The sequence below is a fragment of the Mesorhizobium sp. M6A.T.Cr.TU.014.01.1.1 genome, from assembly GCF_004022765.1.
In the GTDB taxonomy this organism is placed as follows: Bacteria; Pseudomonadota; Alphaproteobacteria; order Rhizobiales; family Rhizobiaceae; genus Mesorhizobium; species Mesorhizobium mediterraneum.
Genome location: NZ_RZPG01000006.1, coordinates 15,475 through 32,621, shown reverse-complemented (window position 1 = coordinate 32,621; position 17,147 = coordinate 15,475). Strand labels below are relative to the sequence as shown.

16 protein-coding genes and 1 riboswitch are annotated in these 17,147 nt (G+C 63.1%); of the genes, 11 read left to right on the top strand and 5 right to left on the bottom strand.

From position 1 onward, the window contains the following. Window positions 1-2: 2 nt before the first annotated feature. Genes EN885_RS08450 through EN885_RS08435 form a run of 4 tightly spaced genes read right to left on the bottom strand, consistent with a single transcriptional unit; the run spans window position 3 to window position 3,948 of the window. Window positions 3-704, bottom strand: coding sequence for an isochorismatase family cysteine hydrolase (locus EN885_RS08450; protein ID WP_095483781.1), 702 nt, complete (start codon window positions 702-704; stop codon window positions 3-5). A gap of 25 nt (window positions 705-729) precedes the next feature. Then, window positions 730-1,656: an ABC transporter permease gene (locus EN885_RS08445; RefSeq protein WP_095483782.1), complete on the bottom strand. Its 927-nt coding sequence runs from the start codon at window positions 1,654-1,656 to the stop codon at window positions 730-732. Beyond that, on the bottom strand, window positions 1,656-2,762 hold the full coding sequence (locus EN885_RS08440) for an ABC transporter permease (RefSeq protein ID WP_245329789.1): 1,107 nt from the start codon (window positions 2,760-2,762) through the stop codon (window positions 1,656-1,658). The genes EN885_RS08445 and EN885_RS08440 overlap by 1 nt, the downstream gene beginning before the upstream one ends. A 58-nt stretch (window positions 2,763-2,820) precedes the next feature. Continuing rightward, window positions 2,821-3,948 carry a BMP family ABC transporter substrate-binding protein gene (locus tag EN885_RS08435; RefSeq protein WP_095483784.1) on the bottom strand — a complete coding sequence of 376 codons (1,128 nt, stop codon included), beginning with the start codon at window positions 3,946-3,948 and terminating at the stop codon, window positions 2,821-2,823. A 300-nt stretch (window positions 3,949-4,248) separates the two neighbouring features. Between EN885_RS08435 and EN885_RS08430 the strand changes: the two genes are divergently transcribed. The 8 genes from EN885_RS08430 to EN885_RS08395 all read left to right on the top strand — a co-directional run bounded on the left by EN885_RS08430 (window position 4,249) and on the right by EN885_RS08395 (window position 12,419). Then, a complete protein-coding gene (locus tag EN885_RS08430; RefSeq protein WP_185928188.1) occupies window positions 4,249-4,941 on the top strand; it encodes a GntR family transcriptional regulator in 693 nt (230 codons plus the stop codon). Between the two features lie 306 nt (window positions 4,942-5,247). Next, window positions 5,248-6,828 carry an adenylate/guanylate cyclase domain-containing protein gene (locus EN885_RS08425; RefSeq protein ID WP_128241199.1) on the top strand — a complete coding sequence of 527 codons (1,581 nt, stop codon included), beginning with the start codon at window positions 5,248-5,250 and terminating at the stop codon, window positions 6,826-6,828. Between the two features lie 208 nt (window positions 6,829-7,036). Continuing rightward, window positions 7,037-7,151: riboswitch (guanidine-I (ykkC/yxkD leader) on the top strand. Window positions 7,152-7,251: 100 nt separating this feature from the next. After that, complete coding sequence (locus EN885_RS08420) at window positions 7,252-8,316, top strand: putative urea ABC transporter substrate-binding protein (RefSeq protein WP_127289523.1); 1,065 nt, start codon at window positions 7,252-7,254, stop codon at window positions 8,314-8,316. Between the two features lie 102 nt (window positions 8,317-8,418). Beyond that, entirely contained in the window at window positions 8,419-9,231 is an 813-nt protein-coding gene (locus EN885_RS08415) for an ABC transporter permease (protein WP_245465521.1), read from the top strand. After that, window positions 9,228-10,037, top strand: coding sequence for an ATP-binding cassette domain-containing protein (locus EN885_RS08410; protein WP_126103452.1), 810 nt, complete (start codon window positions 9,228-9,230; stop codon window positions 10,035-10,037). The genes EN885_RS08415 and EN885_RS08410 overlap by 4 nt, the downstream gene beginning before the upstream one ends. Before the next feature lie 12 nt (window positions 10,038-10,049). After that, entirely contained in the window at window positions 10,050-11,258 is a 1,209-nt protein-coding gene (locus tag EN885_RS08405; RefSeq protein ID WP_095483789.1) for an agmatinase family protein, read from the top strand. 2 nt (window positions 11,259-11,260) lie between these two features. Then, entirely contained in the window at window positions 11,261-11,779 is a 519-nt protein-coding gene (locus EN885_RS08400) for a hypothetical protein (RefSeq protein ID WP_095483790.1), read from the top strand. Window positions 11,780-11,816: 37 nt separating this feature from the next. After that, the gene (locus EN885_RS08395) at window positions 11,817-12,419 is read left to right on the top strand and encodes a HupE/UreJ family protein (RefSeq protein ID WP_206616814.1); all 603 of its coding nucleotides are present in this window, start codon (window positions 11,817-11,819) and stop codon (window positions 12,417-12,419) included. A 180-nt stretch (window positions 12,420-12,599) separates the two neighbouring features. Here EN885_RS08395 and EN885_RS08390 read toward each other — a convergent pair whose 3' ends face one another. Continuing rightward, complete coding sequence (locus tag EN885_RS08390) at window positions 12,600-13,313, bottom strand: GntR family transcriptional regulator (protein ID WP_128241198.1); 714 nt, start codon at window positions 13,311-13,313, stop codon at window positions 12,600-12,602. Between the two features lie 261 nt (window positions 13,314-13,574). Between EN885_RS08390 and EN885_RS08385 the strand changes: the two genes are divergently transcribed. From EN885_RS08385 to EN885_RS08370, 3 genes are all read left to right on the top strand, one after another. Further along, on the top strand, window positions 13,575-14,663 hold the full coding sequence (locus EN885_RS08385; RefSeq protein ID WP_095483793.1) for an ABC transporter ATP-binding protein: 1,089 nt from the start codon (window positions 13,575-13,577) through the stop codon (window positions 14,661-14,663). Between the two features lie 33 nt (window positions 14,664-14,696). Next, window positions 14,697-15,986, top strand: coding sequence for a PotD/PotF family extracellular solute-binding protein (locus tag EN885_RS08380; RefSeq protein ID WP_095483794.1), 1,290 nt, complete (start codon window positions 14,697-14,699; stop codon window positions 15,984-15,986). Between the two features lie 245 nt (window positions 15,987-16,231). Next, window positions 16,232-17,146 (top strand): ABC transporter permease, encoded by a 915-nt coding sequence (locus tag EN885_RS08370; RefSeq protein ID WP_095483796.1) that lies wholly within the window; start codon window positions 16,232-16,234, stop codon window positions 17,144-17,146. The last annotated feature ends 1 nt before the right edge of the window (window position 17,147 follow it).

Genomic DNA, 17,147 nt, shown 5'->3' with positions numbered 1-17,147 from the left:
CCTCATGGTAACTGGGCAACGAAGGACGCCGAGTTCGACACCGCGCCAAACACGCCACCCTGCATCTTGATCATCTTGATCGCAGCCAGATGGTTGCCGTGGTCGGTCGCCCCGCAGCAATCCTCCAGCATCACGCATTCGAAGCCGCGGTCATTGGCCTCGCGCATCGTCGTGTGGACGCAGACATCAGTGGTGATGCCGGTGAGCACGATGTTTTCGATGCCGCGCTGGTTGAGGATCAGCTCCAGGTCGGTGGCGCAGAACGAGCCCTTTCCTGGCTTGTCGATGATCGGCTCGCCTTCGGCCGGATAGAGATCGGGGATGATGTCCCAGCCCGGCTCGCCGCGCACCAGGATGCGTCCGCAAGGTCCGGGATCGCCGATGCCGGCATTGATGCGGCGTGAGCGCCAGCGCTTGTTGGCCGGCAGGTCGGCGAGATCGGGCCGGTGGCCCTCGCGCGTATGAATGATGGTGTAGCCCTTCGCCCGCATGGCCGACAACACCGACTTGATCGGCTCGATCGGCGCACGCACCAGCGAAAGGTCGTAGCCCATATGGTCGACATAGCCGCCCGGCCCACAAAAGTCGGTCTGCATGTCGATGATGATCAGCGCCGTGTTGTCGGGCCGGAGCTCGCCATTGTAGGGCCATGGATAGGGATCGGCGTCGATGTAGCGCTGCGTGACCTCGGCTCTGGCGTTCATTGAGCAAAACTCCAGTCTGGAAACGTCATTTGGTGATCGACAGTTCGCCCGGCGCGCCGGCGAGCGAACGGCTCGGCGACGAGGTGGCGATCATGATGATGAGCGTGAGAATGTAGGGTGCGGCGTAGAATAGATAGTAGCCTTGCGTGACGCCGACCGATTGCAGCGCCGGCCCCAGCGCGCCGGCGCCGCCGAACAATAGCGCCGCGGCAAAGCAGCCAAGCGGGTTCCAGCGCGCGAAGATGACCAGCGCCACCGCCATCAGCCCCTGGCCCGACGAAATGCCTTCGGTCCAACTGCCGGGATAGTAGAGCGACAGGTAGGCGCCGCCGATTCCGGCCAGCGCGCCGCCGAGGCCGGTGGCGAGGAGGCGCACCGTGTTCGGGTTGAGGCCCATGGCGCGCGCGGCGTCGGAACTGTCGCCGACCACGCGCAGGATCAGACCGGCGCGGGTGTTGCGGAAAGCCCACCACAGGAACACGGCAAGTGCTGCGCCGATCAGGAACAGCACGTTGACGTTGAGCGCCGCCTGCACCTGCGGAACATCGGACCAGCCGCCAAAGGGGATCGCCGGCAGGTCGGGCGCCGAGGGCTGGATGAACGGCTTGCCGAAGAAGAAGGCGAGACCCGAGCCGAACAGCATTAGCGCAATGCCGATGGCGATGTCGTTGACCCCACGGAATTTGCAGATCCAGCCGTGGAACAGGCCGAAACAAAGACCGGCGGCTGCGGCGGCCAGCAGACCGAGCCATGGCGAGCCGGTCATCACCGCCACGGCATAGGCGGTCATCGCGCCGAAGACCAGCGTGCCTTCGAGGCCGAGGTTGATGCGCCCCGAACGCTCGGTGATGGCTTCGCCCAGCGACACGAAGATGAAGGGGGTCGACACGCGAATAGCGCCGCCGAGCATGGCGAGCGGAACGCCCCAGAGGCCGATCTCGGTCGAGTCCATCACGCAGTCCCCTTCAAAAGAACTGGCCTCTGCCAGAGGTCGGGATTGAAGGCCTTGAAGCGGCCGTAGAAGGTTTCGCTGAACAGGATGACGACGAAGAGCATGCCTTGCAGCACCAGCACGGTGGCGTCGGGCAGGTCCATGCGGCGCTGGATCAGCCCGCCGGAGGCGTCGATGCCGCCAAGCAGGAAGGCGACCGGGATGATGGCGAGCGGATTGTGGCGGGCGAGGAAGGCGACGAGGATACCGGTATACCCATAACCGGCGGCGAGCGAGGCGTTGGCGCTGCCTTGCACGGCGGCGACTTCCAGCATGCCGGCAAGGCCGGCGAAACCGCCGGCCAGCGCGGTGAAACCGACGATCAGCGGTCCGACCGCAAGTCCCTGCACCTGGGCCGCCCTGACATTGCCGCCGGCGATGCGGGCGGCGAACCCCCAGCGGGTCTTTTCGATCAGCAGCCAGGACAGAATGCAGGCGATGACGCCGACGACGAGGCCCCAATGCACGTCCATGCCCGGAATGTTGCCGATGCGGTAGGCCTCCGCCAGCGGCTCGGTCGAGGGCTTGTTGAGCGAGGCGGGATCGCGCAGCGGTCCTTCCACCAGATGGTTCATCAGCGCGATGGCGATATAGGCCATCAAAAGGCTCGATATGGTCTCGTTGACGGCACGGTAGTGGCGTAGCGCGCCGACGGCACCGATCCAGATGCCGCCGGCGGCCAGGCCCGCCACGCCCATGGCAAGAACAACGAAAAAGGCGGGCGCGCCGCTGGTGGCGACGCCCATGGCGGCCGCGGCAACGCCGCCCAGCACGATCGCGCCTTCGCCGCCGATGACGACGAGACCGAGCCGGGCCGGCAGCGCCACGCAGAGCGCCGCAAGCAGCAGGGGTGCGGCCCGCGACAGCGAGTTCTGGATCGAGAACCACGAGCCGAAGCCGCCGCGCCACATCGTTTCATAGAGCTGCACGGGCGACTTGCCGACCAGCGCGATGAACAGGCTGAACAGGGCCATGCCGACGATCAGCGCCGCGAGCGGGATGACGAAGGCTTCCGCTCGCCGGGCGATCCATTCGAGCGCCGCCGGATAGCTTTTGGCGCCGAACATCGCTGGCGCGCCCGCGCTGCTCACCGTGTCTGCCATGGCCCCCGTCTCCGATGCATGATCAAGCGGTCGAGCCGACGACACCTTCGACGAGATAGTCCATGCTTTCCAACTCGATCGCGGTCTCGACGAACGTCTGGCTTTCGGTTGCGACGACATCGCCCTTGTTGTTCTTCAGGGGACCCTTGATGACCGAAAAGCCGCCCTTCATCATCTCGGCGAGCGTGCCGTCGAACTGCGCGCGCGCCGCCTCGCTGACGGCGGGACCGAGCGGGCTCATCTTGACGAAGCCGTCGGCCAGTCCGCCGCGCGTGAAATTGGGCAGCGGCTTGCCGGCCATGAGGTCGTCGACGAACATCTTGTAGACTTTTGCCCAGTTCCATTCCGCGCCGGTCAGATATTTTTCGGGCGCCAGCGGGCTCTGGTTGGCGTGGTAGCCACAGATGAAGGCGCCGCGCCCCGCCGCCGTCTCGACCACCACTTTCGGGCTGTCGACATGGCAGGTGATGACGTCGGCGCCTTGATCGACCAGCGCATTGGTGGCTTCCGCCTCCTTGACCGCCAGCGACCATTCGCCGGTGAAGATCACCTGGCAGGTGATTGCCGGGTCGACCGAGCGTGCGCCAAGCAGGAAGGAATTGATGTTGAGCAGGACCTGCGGAATGGGTTTTGCCGCGACGAAGCCGATCTTCTTGGTCTTGGTGGCATGACCGGCGGCGACGCCGTTGAGATACTGGCCCATGCCGATATAGCCGAAATAGGAACCGGCATTCATCGGATGCTTGTCTTTGTTCCACATGCCGCCGCAATGGCGAAACTGAACGTCGGGGAATTTCGCGCACATGGCCAGCATGTGCGGATCGAAATAGCCGAACGAGGTTGGAAAGATCAGCGAGGCGCCGTCGAGGTTGATCATCGATTCCATCGTCTTCTGGACATCGACCGTCTCGGGGACGTTCTCCTCCTCGACAACGGAGATGCCCTCGATGGCCTTCAATGTCGCGGCACCTTCGGCATGCGCCTGGTTATAGCCGTAGTCGTCCTTCGGCCCGACATAGATGAAGCCGACAGTGGCGGCCGCGGCGAACGCCCTGCTGATCGGAAATGACGCCGAGGCCAGACCGAGCGCCGCTCCGGCGGCGGAGGTCTTGAGCAGATCGCGGCGGCTAAGCATGAATCTCTCGGTCATGTGAATGCTCCCTGTTGGACCCTTTTCCGGGTCGATTAATTCCCTTCTCACGAAAGTGCATGCAATCGGTGTGCCAGTTCAAAAGATAAAATTTATTCAATGAAATCAGCGGATGTGCCGAGCCGCCCTGCTCAAGCGAAAGGCAATTGCATACACTTTTTGCCTTTCAAATAGCCAGTTTGACATGTAGATTAAAATAGAGGCATAGAGAGGCGCGCCCGAGTCGAAACTGGCCGGCGAGCCGCTTGCCGCATAGCCGCGAACAGACTGGACGGAGGAGAATTGTCGGGGAAGCGCAGCTTGATCAGGTCGGGCACGACCGTCGATCAGATGGTGAGGGCGATCGGTGACCGGATCGTCACCGGCTTCCTGCGCCCCGGCGAAAAGCTCGACGAGGCCTCGCTGGCGGCCCGTTTCGATGTCTCGCGCACCCCCGTCAGGGAGGCGCTTGGCCGGCTGAGCGCCATGGGGCTGGTCGAAAGGCGGCCCAACCGGGGCGCCACCGTCGCCGTGGTGACGCAGGAGCATCTCGCCTCGATGTTCGAGAGCATGGCCGAGCTTGAAGCGATCTGCGCGCGGTTCTCGGCCGAGCGCATGACCGCCGGCGAGCGCCGCGCGCTCGAGGTCGAGCATCAGGCATCGGCGCGCCTTGTGCAGTTGGCTGCGGAGGAGGATTATGAGTATTTCAACACCGAGTTCCACACCCGGCTCTATCGCGGCGCGCACAGCAAGCACATCTATGAACTGACCGTCATGACGCGCAGCCGGCTGGCGCCGTTCCGGCGCGCGCAATTCATGCTGCCGGGCCGCCTGGCCAAATCCTGGCAGGAACACGACGTCATCGTTACCGCGATCATGCGCGGTGACGGCGCCGCCGCGGGAAACGCAGCCAAGGATCATGTTTCGATCGTCAGCGAGGCGAGCGCCGTTTTTGCCGCGGTTGACCCGATGAAGTCGGAGACGGATTCGATCGGAGTGTCTTCCTACAAGTGAAAATCTGACGCTCGGTACCCGACGTGGAAGACGTTTTCCGGTCCACCCCATCGCAGACTCTCGCCCAATGGACTCGCAACGTGGCCCCCAATACAATCCCGGTCCCGTGGGCCTCCGAAGGCTGATGCATGACATGGCAGAAGAACGCGTCCAACGCCGCCTTGCTGCGATATTGGCCGCCGATGTGGTCGGCTACAGCCGCCTCATGGAGCGGGACGAGGCTGGGACCCTTGTTGCCTCAAGTCCCGTCGCAAAGACATCCTACAGCCACTGCTCGCCAAGCATAATGGCCGCATCGTCAAGCTGATGGGTGACGGGGTGCTGGTGGAATTTGCCAGCGCCGTGAATGCTGTCCAATGCGCGGTCGAGCTCCAGAACGCGATGGCAGCTGCCAACGCCGACGTGCCCCAAGATTCCCGGATTGTGCTGCGCGTCGGAATCAACCTGGGCGACGTGTTGGTCGAAGGCGGCGATCTCTATGGTGATGGAGTCAACATCGCGGCTCGGCTCGAGGCCTTGGCTGATGCTGGGAGCATCGTCGTCTCTCGCACTGTCTTCAACCACGTCCGGGGCAAGGTGAAGCTCGGATTCGATGATCTCGGCGAGCAGCAACTCAAGAACATCGCCGAGCGGGTGCGGATCTACCGACTGCGGCCGGACCGCGAAGCGGCGATGGCGCGGCCTGCCTTGGCGCTTCCCGACAAGCCGTCGATTGCCGTTCTGCCGTTCACTAACATGAGCGGCGATCCGGAGCAGGAGTATTTTAGCGACGGCATGGTGGAGGACATCATAGCGGCGCTGTCCCGGGTGCGCAGCTTCTTCGTGATCGCGCGGAATTCGAGTTTCACCTACAAAGGCAAAGCGGTCAATGTGAAGCAGGTCGGGCTCGAACTCGGCGTGCGTTACGTGCTGGAAGGGAGTGTCCGCAAGGCGGGCAATCGGGTCAGGATCACGGGACAGCTCATCGAGGCGGAAAGCGGGAATCATGTCTGGGCTGATCGCTTCGATGGCAGTCTCGAAGACGTATTCGAACTGCAAGATGGGGTGGCCCAGAGCGTGGTCGGTGCGATCGCTCCGAAGCTTCAGCGAGCGGAAATCGATCGCACGTCGCGAAAGCGAACCGAAGATTTGACTGCTTACGACTTTGTTCTGCGTGCCCTGCCGCATGCCTGGTCAGGGTCGCCCGAAAGGAGTGCAATCGCCCACGATCTCCTTCAAAAAGCAACCGCCGTCGATCCTTCTTATGCGTATGCCTACGCGATGGCGGCCTGGTCTTTGATGTTCAGCAAGAATTCGGGTTGGCACTCTTGGCGGCCCGACCAGCAGGAGTTGTGTGTTCGGTTTGCCAGGGAAGCGCTCAAGCTCGATATGGAAGATCCAGCCGTACTGTGGGCATCCGCTACGGCGCTCGCAAGTGTCGTACACGAACATGAACATGCTCTCGAGCTGATCGAGCGCTCGTTGGCAATCGACCATAATTCCGCACAGGCCTGGGCAGCAAAAGGTTGGGTGACTTCCTGGATCGGACTTGATGGGATCCCTTCGTTGGAAAGGGCAATGCGATTGAGCCCGTTCGACCCGCTGTTGTACCTTTTTCATGCCTCGATTGCTGAGTGCCACCTTGCGGCAAGAAGGCACGAGATGGCATTGGAATGGTCTCTCCGCGCCATGCGAGAACATCCAGAACCTCCTCCATTCGTGCGGCGGGTGCTCGCCGCCTCGTACGCTCGCCTCGGGCTAGTTGAAGAAGCGCGACGGGTGGTGGCAGGCATACTGGCGGAAAGCCCAAGCTTTACTGTGAGGACCTGGCTAGAGATAACCGCCCAGCGTGGTCCGCACGTCCAATACCTCGCTGAGAGCCTCCGTCTCGCTGGCCTCCCCCAGTGAGTAGGCATCGAGTCGCACGCGTCAAAGAGAATCTCCCGTCGGACTCTTATGTCAAGCGGGACCACTAGCAATCAGGCAAACTGCCCAATCCGTCGGCGATGCGATGATTTTCGCGTCACCCGTGCGAATGCTCGAAGCCGCAGAAGTCCACAAATGCCGGCCTTTTGGCATAATTCGGCATTGGCATGCTCCTTGCGTCGTTGGTGATGTGCAGAGCGTCTAGGGTTCCGGCCGCGACAAAGCGGTGCTGGTCCAAGAGATGCGACCGCCAGGGGTGCACTGAGGCATCCGGCGGAACACGGCGGGCCAAAATCCCGGGAGAACCCTGCACGGGTTTGCTGGCGCGAACCTCTCCCGGATGCGCGCTCCGTAAACCCCAACATAAAGTCCGGACGCAATCCGGATCGCGAACAGGGGTACGCAATGCTTCGCAAGCTGGCCGCAATCATCCTAGCCGCATCACTCAGCCTTCCCATGATTTCCGCCGCCGACGCGGCGCCCAAGAAAGACTTCAAGATATGCTGGTCGATCTATGTCGGCTGGATGCCGTGGGGCTATCTCTCAGACAGCGGCATCATGAAGAAATGGGCCGATAAATACGGCATCAATGTCGAGATCACCCGCATCAACGACTATGTCGAAAGCATCAACCAGTACACCGCCGGCGGCTTCGACGGCTGTTCGATGACCAACATGGACGCGCTGTCGATCCCCGCTGGCGGCGGCGTCGACACGACCGCCGTGATCATCGGCGACTTCTCCAACGGCAATGATGCGGTGATCCTCAAGGACAAGTCCGCGCTCGCCGACATTGCCGGCCAGAAGGTCAATCTCGTCGAGCTCTCCGTCTCGCATTACCTGCTGGCGCGGGCGCTGGACACGGTAAAGCTCGCCGAGAAGGACATCACCGTCGTCAACACATCCGACGCCGACATGGTCGCCGCCTATGGCACCAGCGACGTCACCTCCGTCGTCACCTGGAACCCACTGGTTTCCGAGATCGCCGCCATGCCGGGTGCTCGCAAAGTGTTCGATTCCTCGCAGATTCCCGGCGAGATCATCGACATGATGGTCGTCAACACCGAGACGCTGAAGGACAATCCAGCGCTGGGCAAGGCGCTTGTCGGCGCATGGTACGAAGCGATGGACCTGATGACCTCCGACACGCCGGAAGGCAAGGCAGCCAAGGAGGAGATGGCCAAGGCGTCCGGCACGGACCTCGCCGGCTTCGACGCGCAGCTCGCCTCGACGGCGATGTTCTTCGACCCTGCCAAGGCGGTCGAGTTCACCAACGGCGCCGAATTGCCGAAGACGATGGATCTTGTCCGCAACTTCCTGTTCAGCCACGGCATTCTCGGCACCAACGCGGCGAGTGTCGACGTGATCGGCATGAGCTTTCCCGACGGATCCACGCTGGGCGACGCCAAAAACGTCAAGCTGCGTTTCGATCCAGCCTTCATGGCCGAGGCCGCAACCGCAACGCCCTGACACGACATGTTGGCCAGGGGACCGAGCGACATGAATACAGTCTCCGAAACGGGCGGGGAGGGCATGCGTCCTTCCCGGCCAAGGCCGAAGGTGCGCCTTCGCATGATCAATGCGAAGGTCTCGCGCGGCAGCGCCTTGTTCCTCGGCGGCTTGCCGTTCTTGTTCGTGGCGATCGCCTATCTGATCGCCTCGGCGCAACGACTGGCGGTCAATCCCAGCGATAAGCTGCTGCCTTCGCCGGCACAGATGTGGTCGGCCTTTCTTGACCTTGCCACGGTTCCGGACAAACGCTCGGGCGATCTCATCCTGTGGGTCGACACCTATGCCAGTCTCCTCAGGCTGTTCGCTGGCGTGGGTGTTGCCACCTTCGCGGCGCTTTCGCTCGGCGTCGCCATCGGCTTCATTCCACGGGTGCGGGCCTTCCTGCTGCCGTTCGTCACCGTGGTCTGCGTCATCCCTCCGCTGGCGCTGCTGCCTATCCTGTTCATCGCGCTCGGCCTCGGCGAAACGGCCAAGATCACGCTGATCGCCCTTGGCGTCGCGCCGGTGATGGTGCGCGACATCGCCAACCGGGTGATGGAGTTGCCGTCCGAACTGGTGGCCAAGGCACAGACGCTTGGCGGCAACAGCTGGACCATGATCTTGCGGCTGGTGCTGCCGCAAGTCATGCCGCGCCTCATCACTTGCGTGCGGCTGGCGCTCGGGCCGGCCTGGCTGTTCCTGATCGCCGCCGAAGCCATCGCCTCGACCGAAGGGCTGGGCTACCGCATCTTCCTCGTCCGCCGCTATCTCTCGATGGACGTCATCCTGCCCTATGTCGCCTGGATCACGCTGCTTGCCGTCATCACCGATTGGCTGCTGGTGCGGCTGTCGCGGGCGGTCTCCCCTTGGGCGCATCCCGTGGAGGCCAGATGAGCCGCATCGTCGTCCATGGGCTGGAAAAGAGCTACGGCGATGCCCGCGTGCTCGAGCGGGTCAACGTCACTGCCGAAGCCGGCGAATTCCTGTCGCTGGTCGGCGCCAGCGGCTGCGGAAAATCGACGTTCCTGCGCATCCTGCTCGGCCAGGAGCAGCAGAGCAGTGGCGTCGTCATCGTCGGCGATGGCCCGATCGTCCCAGAGCCGACGCCGCAGCGTGGCATCGTCTTTCAGCGCTATTCGGTGTTTCCCCATCTGACCGCCATCCAAAACCTGCAGCTGGTCGAAGACTTTCGCTCGGGCGGGCCGTTTGGCCGCGTCTTCGGCGCCAGGCGCGCAAACGCCAGGCAAGAGGCCGAGACCATGCTGGAACGGGTCGGGCTTGCCCATGCGCGCGACCTGTATCCGGCATCGCTCTCCGGCGGCATGCAGCAGCGGCTTGCGATTGCGCAGACCTTGCTCGGCCGGCCGCAGATACTGCTTCTCGACGAACCGTTCGGTGCGCTCGATCCGGGCATCCGCGTCGAGATGCACGAGCTGCTCACCGAGCTCTGGACCGAGCACGGCATGACGGTGGTGATGGTCACCCACGATATCGGCGAGGCCTTCAAGCTCGGCACCCGCGTGCTGGTCTTCGACAAGGTGCGCCACGATCCGCAGTTTCCGTCGGCTTATGGCGCGACGATCACCTACGACTTGAGGCTCGATCGCAAGACCCGGGCTTCCTCTCATCACTTGGCCAAGGTGGCCGCGATGGTCGGGACGACCCGGCCGGATACAGCAATGGCGACGACGGCGTCGTAACGGAGACCGTGTATGTTCAGAAATATCCCCGAACGCAGCCACCGCCGGGCAGGGCTCGTCGCTCGGGAGGCAAGGGAACGCTTCCACCACCCGGATTTCGATGCCCGCGGAACGCAGGGCTGGAAGTCGATCGAGGCCGAGGGAAAGCTGCCGGAAAGCGGCTGGCGCAAGGAGCAGCAATGGGCGCTCGACATGGGCCTGCCGGGATCGGAGTCGATCGTCGACAAGTCGATCCCGACATTCGCGCGCGGCGAGCTGCCGCATTTCGCCGGCATCAACACCTTTCTCAAGGCGCCCTATGTCGAGAACGTCCGCGACGTCGGCAAATATGATGCCGCCGTCATCGGCATTCCTTTCGACAGCGGCACCACCTACCGGCCGGGGACCCGCTTCGGCCCGCAAGGCATTCGTCGCATCTCGGCGCTCTACACGCCATACAACTACGAGCTCGGTGTCGACCTGCGCGAGCAGATGACGCTGTGCGATGCCGGCGACGTCTTCACCATTCCCGCCAATCTCGAAAAGAGTTTTGACCAGATCACCAAGGGCGTCAGCCATGTCGCCTCGTCCGGCGCGCTGCCGATCATGCTTGGCGGCGACCATTCGATTGGATTTCCCTGCGTGCGCGGCATCGCCGACGTGACCTCGAAACGCATCGGCATCATCCATTTCGACCGCCATATCGACATCCAGGAAAAGGATCTCGACGAGCGCATGCACACCACGCCCTGGTACTGGGCGACCAACCTGCCGAATGTCTCGGCGACCAATCTCGTGCAGCTCGGCATCGGCGGCTGGCAGGTTCCCCGCTACGGCGTCGCCGAAGCGAGGAAACGCGGCACCAACGTGCTCACCATTGCCGACATCGAGCAGATGGGGCTTGAGAAGGCGGCGGAAATCGCGCTCGAGCTCGCATGGAAAGACACCGACGCCGTCTACATCTCCTTCGACGTCGACAGCCTCGACTGCGGCTTCGTGCCGGGCACGGGCTGGCCTGAGCCGGGCGGCTTCCTGCCGCGCGAGGCGCTCAAGCTGCTTGGGCTGGTGACGGCGCCGGGCATTTGCGGGCTGGAAGTGGTCGAGGTTTCGCCGCCCTACGACACGTCGGACATCACAGCGCTGTTCGGCGTGCGGGTCGTCGTCGAGGCGCTCGGCTCGATGGTCGCTCACGGCAATCTCGGCAAGCATAAATCGATCATCGACAAACCGGTGAGTTTTTGACCATGCACGACGATCACCACCACCACAGTCACGACCATGGCGACGGCCACCATCACCACGACCATCCGCACGCGCTCGGCCACAACGGGCCCGCGGGCAAGCCGCTGCAATGGCAGACGCCGCACCTGCCGGACCAGGCTCACGAGCCGCCGGCCGATCCAGCGACGGTCGACCTCGATCTTGTCGAATCCGCTTTCCTCGAAGGCTTTGCGCGGGCGCCGGACCCGTCCAGCTTTCTACGTCTGGCCGGCATACCGTTTGTCGGTGAGAGGGCGGACGGCGTGCGGCTTCATCTGCTGCGCGTCGAGACCGAGGATCTGGTCGATGTCGGCGCGGTCATGCCGCTCGTCGGCGGCACCGGCGTCGCCTATCACCCGTTGCCGGCGCGCCTGACATCGCACCGCCGCCGCCTCGCTTTCATCTATCACGATGGCAGTGAGCAAAAGCCTCTCGGCTTCGCCGCGGCGCGCGCTCTCGCGGACCGTTCCGCCGCTTCGCAATTCACCGTTCCCGGGCACTGAAACCAGAACCCGTCACTCTCATCGAACAGGTACAACCATGAAAACATTCGCAGGCATGAAAACACTAGCAAGACTTGGCACACTTTCAGTTATGGCCGCCCTCACACCGTCGCTGGCGTTTGCCCATAGCGGCGGCCTTCACGTCCACGGCCTTTTCGCCGGCCTCGAACACCCGCTCCTCGGCATGGATCATCTGCTCGCCATGGTCGCGGTCGGCATGATTGGCGCCCGCGCCGACGGGCGCAGTATTGCCCTTGTGCCGCTGTTCTTTGTCTCGGCCATGGTCGCCGGAGCCTTGCTCGGCATGGCCGGCATCGGCCTGCCTTCGCTTGAAACCGGCATCGCGCTGTCGCTTGTGGTCTTTGGCGCCATGGTCGGTCTTGCCAGGCCGCTGCCGCTGGCCGCCGCGGCTGCACTGACGGCCTTGTTCGGCCTCTTCCACGGCAATGCCCACGGCCTCGAGATCCCCGAGAGCGCCGGCGGCGTCGCGTACGCCGCCGGCTTCGTGCTCGGCACATCGACGCTGCATGCGATCGGGGTCTTGTTCGTCCTCAAGCTCGGCCGTTGGCCGACGACGGTCCGCACCGCGGGTGTCGCCACCTCGCTGGTTGGAATGGCCATGGCAGCGCAAGCCTTCTGAGGCACCTCTTCCGAGTGAAGCAACCGGCGCGCGGTGGGCAAACAGAACTGGAAAGCAGATGAGCCAGAAGTGGTTGATGAGGCTGCGACGCATTCGCGACATGCTGCACCAGATCCTGAAAACCCGTGCCGAACGGCTTTGAGGGGCGCGCCTTTCGCGTCCCTCCGGTCGGAATGAGCGTCAGAATTCGAGCGCCCGCCTGAGTGCCGGACCGCTCCTGACGCGCAGATCGAGGTCGGCCTCGATATGGTCGATGTGGTGCAGCATCAGCGCGCTGGCGCGTTCGGAATTGCCATTTTCGAGCGCCTCGAGGATATTCATGTGCTCGCTATGGCCACAGCTCGAGACGCCCGAGCGGCCATAAAGCGCGATCACCAGCGATGACCGCGCGACCAGCTCCTCCATGAAACGCTGGAGGATGACGTTTCCCGCGACCGACGCCAGCAGCAGGTGAAAATCGCCAGAAGCCTTGATCTCCGACCGTCTTGCGCTTGGTCCGCGTTCGGCAATGAAGCGGCCCTCTTCATCGAGCTGGGCCTTGAACGCAACGACATGCGCCGGCGTCATGCGCCCGGCCGCGGCGATCGCGATGCCGGGCTCGATCAGCCGGCGCGAAGCAAAAACCTGGCGCGCTTCCTCCGGCGACGGATTGGCGACGAAGGCGCCGCGGTTGCGCTCGGTCCGCACCAAACCTTCGAAGGAGAGCATTTGCAGCGCCGCGCGGGCCACGGTGCGGCTGACGTCGAACAAAGTGCCGACCTCGCCTTCGGACAGCTTGGTTCCGGGCGCCAGCCGGCGATCGACGATCGCGTCGCGCAACTGGTCGCGGATCGCTTGGGCGCGGTCCTCGTTGGCATTGTCGACAGCAGGGAAAGTCTGGTCGGCTATATTCATGATGGTAGTCCCTGCACCTTTCTACCCTGAATCGGGTCGCGTGCACGAGGGCCAAAGTGAATACGATCCCAAAAAAGATTGCATACGATTTTTGCGGGAATCGCCCGCTATCGCCTATAATTTGTGCATTGCACAAGCGTGCCGTTTCGGCAGCCAGCCGGATGCAATCCTGATTTTCCTAAGCTTTCAATCGCTTGAGGCCGATGTGGAGCAATTGGCATGCATGATGCTTTGCTTAAGTTGATTTAGAGAGGAAGCCGGATGTCCAAAGCCGCCGAAATCGACATCGTGTCCGTTTCGAAAATCTATGGCGCAACGACTGCCGTCGAAGACATCAGCCTGAAAATTCCCGCGGGAACCTATTGCTGCCTGCTCGGCCCGTCCGGCTGCGGCAAGACCTCGACGTTACGCATGATTGCCGGGCACGAGAGCATATCGAGCGGCGACGTGCGGCTCGGCAATATTGTGGTCACCGACCTGCCGCCGGCTAGGCGCGGCACCGCCATGATGTTCCAGTCCTACGCGCTGTTTCCGCATCTCGACCTGATCGACAATGTTGCGTTCAGCCTCAAGATGAAGGGTGTCGGCAAGGAGGAGCGCCGCGCCAAGGCGCTCGTCATGCTGAAGCTGATGCAGATGGAAGCCTATGCCGGCCGCCGCCCGGCGCAGCTTTCGGGCGGACAGCAGCAGCGCGTCGCTCTGGCCCGGGCGCTGATCACCGACCCCGAGGCGCTGCTGCTCGACGAACCGCTCTCGGCACTCGATCCGTTCCTGAAGATCAGGATGCGGGCCGAACTGAAGAAGCTGCAAACGTCGCTCGGCATCACCTTCGTTCACGTCACCCATAGCCAGGAAGAGGCGATGGCGCTCGCCGATCTGATCGTGGTGATGAACGACGGCCGCATCGAGCAGGCGGCGCATCCGCGCATCGTCTTTGAGCGGCCGGCCACCGCCTTCGTCGCCCGTTTCATGGGCGATCACAACGTCGTCTCCGGCCGCGTCAGCGGCAGCCGGGACGGCATGATTGTCTTCGATGTTCCGGGTGGCGCCTCGCTTGCGGCCAGCGGCCAGGGCAAGGCGATCGGCGAGCCGATCGATATCGCCATTCGAACCGACCATGTGCGGATCGGCGACCCGCCGGCCGTGGGGCTGGGTTTCACCGGCATCGTCTCCAACGTCGAATACCGCGGCTCGACCGTGAAGCTCTCGGTCAATGGCGCCGGCATCGAGGATTTCACGGTGATCGTCGACGACACCAGCTTTTTCGCCAAGCCGGTCGCCGTCGGCGACGCGGTGCCGATCGCCTGGGACCCCGAGGACGCGATCGTCCTTGGCCGTCTCGATTCCTGAACCAGAACAACCAATCAAAAAAGGGGAACTGACATGACCAACACCACCGACAAGAAGACAGGAATTTCCCGCCGCTCGCTGCTCAAGACAGGTGCCGCCGCCGTCGGTTTTGCAGCCGGCTCCGGCGTCATCACCGGCTTCCCGACGATCTGGGCGCAGAACCCGATCACGCTGCGCCAGTTTGGCACCGGCGTGTCCAACCTCAACGCCATCGCCGACAAGTGCAAGGCCGACCTCGGCATCACGCTGGAGATGACGGCGACCGATTCCGACGCCGCCGCCCAGCGCGCGGTGACCCAGCCGGACAGCTACGACATCGCCGACATCGAATACTGGATCGCCAAGAAGGTGTATCCCTCCGGCGTGATGCAGCCGATGGATGTCAAGAAGCTGAAATATTACGACAAGATCGTGCCGCTTTTCATCACCGGCAAGCTGACGCCCGACAGCGCCATCGCGCAAGGCACCGCGCCGCACACCGTCGGCTTCGTCGAGGCACAGGACGCCAAGACCTTCGCCAAGGAACCGACCCAGTGGATGACGATGGTTCCGACCATCTACAATGCCGACACGCTCGGCATCCGCCCCGACCTTGTCGGTCGCGACATCACCACCTGGGCCGACATCATGGATCCGGCCTTCAAGGGCAAGGCCGCCATCCTCAACATCCCGTCGATCGGCATCATGGATGCGGCGATGATCATGGAAGCCATGGGCAACATCAAATATGCCGACAAGGGCAACATGACCAAGGAGGAGATCGATCAGACGATCGACTTCCTGATCAAGGCCAAGCAGGACGGCCAGTTCCGCGCGTTCTGGAAATCGTTCGACGAGAGCGTCAACCTTATGGCTTCAGGCGAAGTGGTCATCCAGTCGATGTGGTCGCCTGCGGTCGCTGCGGTCCGCTCCAAGGGCATCGCCTGCAAATACCAGCCGCTCAAGGAAGGCTACCGCTCCTGGGGCGGCGGCCTTGGCCTGGCAGCGCATCTCGAGGGCGCCCAACTCGACGCCGCCTACGAGTATATCAACTGGTACCTGTCCGGCTGGGTCGGCGCCTATCTCAACCGCCAAGGCTACTACTCGGCCGCCATGGACACGGCCAAGCAGTTCATGTCCGAGGACGAATGGGGCTACTGGGTCGACGGCAAGGCCGCCAAGGGAGATATCATGGCGCCGGACGGCAAGGTCATGGAAAAGGCGGGCGCCGTGCGCGACGGCGGCTCCTTCGTCGAGCGCATGGGCAAGGTCGCCTGCTGGAACTCGGTCATGGACGAGGACCGCTACATGGTGAAGCGCTGGAACGAATTCATCGCGGCTTGATGCAAGGCTGAGATGTTGCATTCCTTCGCGCCCCCCTCTGTCCTGCCGGACATCTCCCCCACTTGGGGGGAGATCGGCCGTCGCCGCTGCTTTCGCCAATCTCCAACTTCGCAAGAAGAGGCGCCAACAGCGAAGCTGCCAATCTCCCCCCAAGTGGGGGAGATGTCCGGCAGGACAGAGGGGGGCGCGAAGGATCACAGCTTGCCAGATTGTCGGCCCTCCGCGACACGCCCGGGCTGTTCCAGATGACCGTGGTCCTCAACCAGCCTGTAGCCACCACCGCCGCAAACCCCGCCAGACGCCGCCGGCTCTCGATCGGCACCCTCGCCCCCTACCTCCAGGCGACGCCGCTGGCGCTGATCCTCGGCACGTTCCTTCTGCTGCCGATCCTGATGATCGCCGTGGTCTCCTTCTGGGACTATGATTTCGCGGCGATGTACCCGGATTTCCTGACCACCAACTACGCCGACACGCTCGGCTCCTGGGTCACCTGGAAAACCTATCTGAATACGCTGAAATACGCCGCCATCGTCTGGGCGCTGACGCTGTTGATCGGCTTCTGGGTCGCCTATTTCCTCGCCTTCCATATCAGGACCACTGCTATGCAGATGGTGCTGTTCCTTGTCTGCACGGTGCCGTTCCTGACTTCCAACATCATCCGCATGATCTCCTGGATTCCGGTTCTTGGCCGCAATGGCCTGGTCAACTCGACGCTGGTGCAGATGGGGCTGATCCCGAAGCCGATCGAATGGCTGCTTTATTCCGAATTCGCCGTGGTGCTCGCCATGGTGCATCTCTACACCCTGTTCATGGTGACACCGATTTTCAACACGCTGATGCGCATCGACAAGTCGCTGATCGAGGCCGCGCGTGACGCCGGCGCGTCCGGCTGGCAGGTGTTGTGGAACGTCATCATCCCGCTTGCCAAGCCCGGCATGGCGATCGGCACCATCTTCGTCGTCACGCTGGTGATGGCCGACTTTTCGACCGTGCAGGTGATGTCCGGCGGGCAGAGCGCCTCCGTCGCGCTGATGATGAAGAACCAGATGTCGCTGCTGCAATATCCGGCGGCTGCCGCCAACGCGGTCGTGCTCCTGGTGCTGGTGTTGCTGATGGTCGCCGGCATCCTGCGCATCGTCGACATCCGCAAGGAGCTGTGAA

Coding starts and splice junctions, on each gene's coding strand:
- EN885_RS08410 (WP_126103452.1), top strand. CDS start 9,228: ATGAGCCGCATCGTCGTCCATGGGCTGGAAAAGAGCTACGGCGATGCC.
- EN885_RS08415 (WP_245465521.1), top strand. CDS start 8,419: ATGATCAATGCGAAGGTCTCGCGCGGCAGCGCCTTGTTCCTCGGCGGC.
- EN885_RS08380 (WP_095483794.1), top strand. CDS start 14,697: ATGACCAACACCACCGACAAGAAGACAGGAATTTCCCGCCGCTCGCTG.
- EN885_RS08400 (WP_095483790.1), top strand. CDS start 11,261: ATGCACGACGATCACCACCACCACAGTCACGACCATGGCGACGGCCAC.
- EN885_RS08440 (WP_245329789.1), bottom strand. CDS start 2,762: ATGTTCGGCGCCAAAAGCTATCCGGCGGCGCTCGAATGGATCGCCCGG.
- EN885_RS08385 (WP_095483793.1), top strand. CDS start 13,575: ATGTCCAAAGCCGCCGAAATCGACATCGTGTCCGTTTCGAAAATCTAT.
- EN885_RS08370 (WP_095483796.1), top strand. CDS start 16,232: ATGACCGTGGTCCTCAACCAGCCTGTAGCCACCACCGCCGCAAACCCC.
- EN885_RS08425 (WP_128241199.1), top strand. CDS start 5,248: ATGGGTGACGGGGTGCTGGTGGAATTTGCCAGCGCCGTGAATGCTGTC.
- EN885_RS08420 (WP_127289523.1), top strand. CDS start 7,252: ATGCTTCGCAAGCTGGCCGCAATCATCCTAGCCGCATCACTCAGCCTT.
- EN885_RS08435 (WP_095483784.1), bottom strand. CDS start 3,948: ATGACCGAGAGATTCATGCTTAGCCGCCGCGATCTGCTCAAGACCTCC.
- EN885_RS08405 (WP_095483789.1), top strand. CDS start 10,050: ATGTTCAGAAATATCCCCGAACGCAGCCACCGCCGGGCAGGGCTCGTC.
- EN885_RS08445 (WP_095483782.1), bottom strand. CDS start 1,656: ATGGACTCGACCGAGATCGGCCTCTGGGGCGTTCCGCTCGCCATGCTC.
- EN885_RS08390 (WP_128241198.1), bottom strand. CDS start 13,313: ATGAATATAGCCGACCAGACTTTCCCTGCTGTCGACAATGCCAACGAG.
- EN885_RS08395 (WP_206616814.1), top strand. CDS start 11,817: ATGAAAACATTCGCAGGCATGAAAACACTAGCAAGACTTGGCACACTT.
- EN885_RS08450 (WP_095483781.1), bottom strand. CDS start 704: ATGAACGCCAGAGCCGAGGTCACGCAGCGCTACATCGACGCCGATCCC.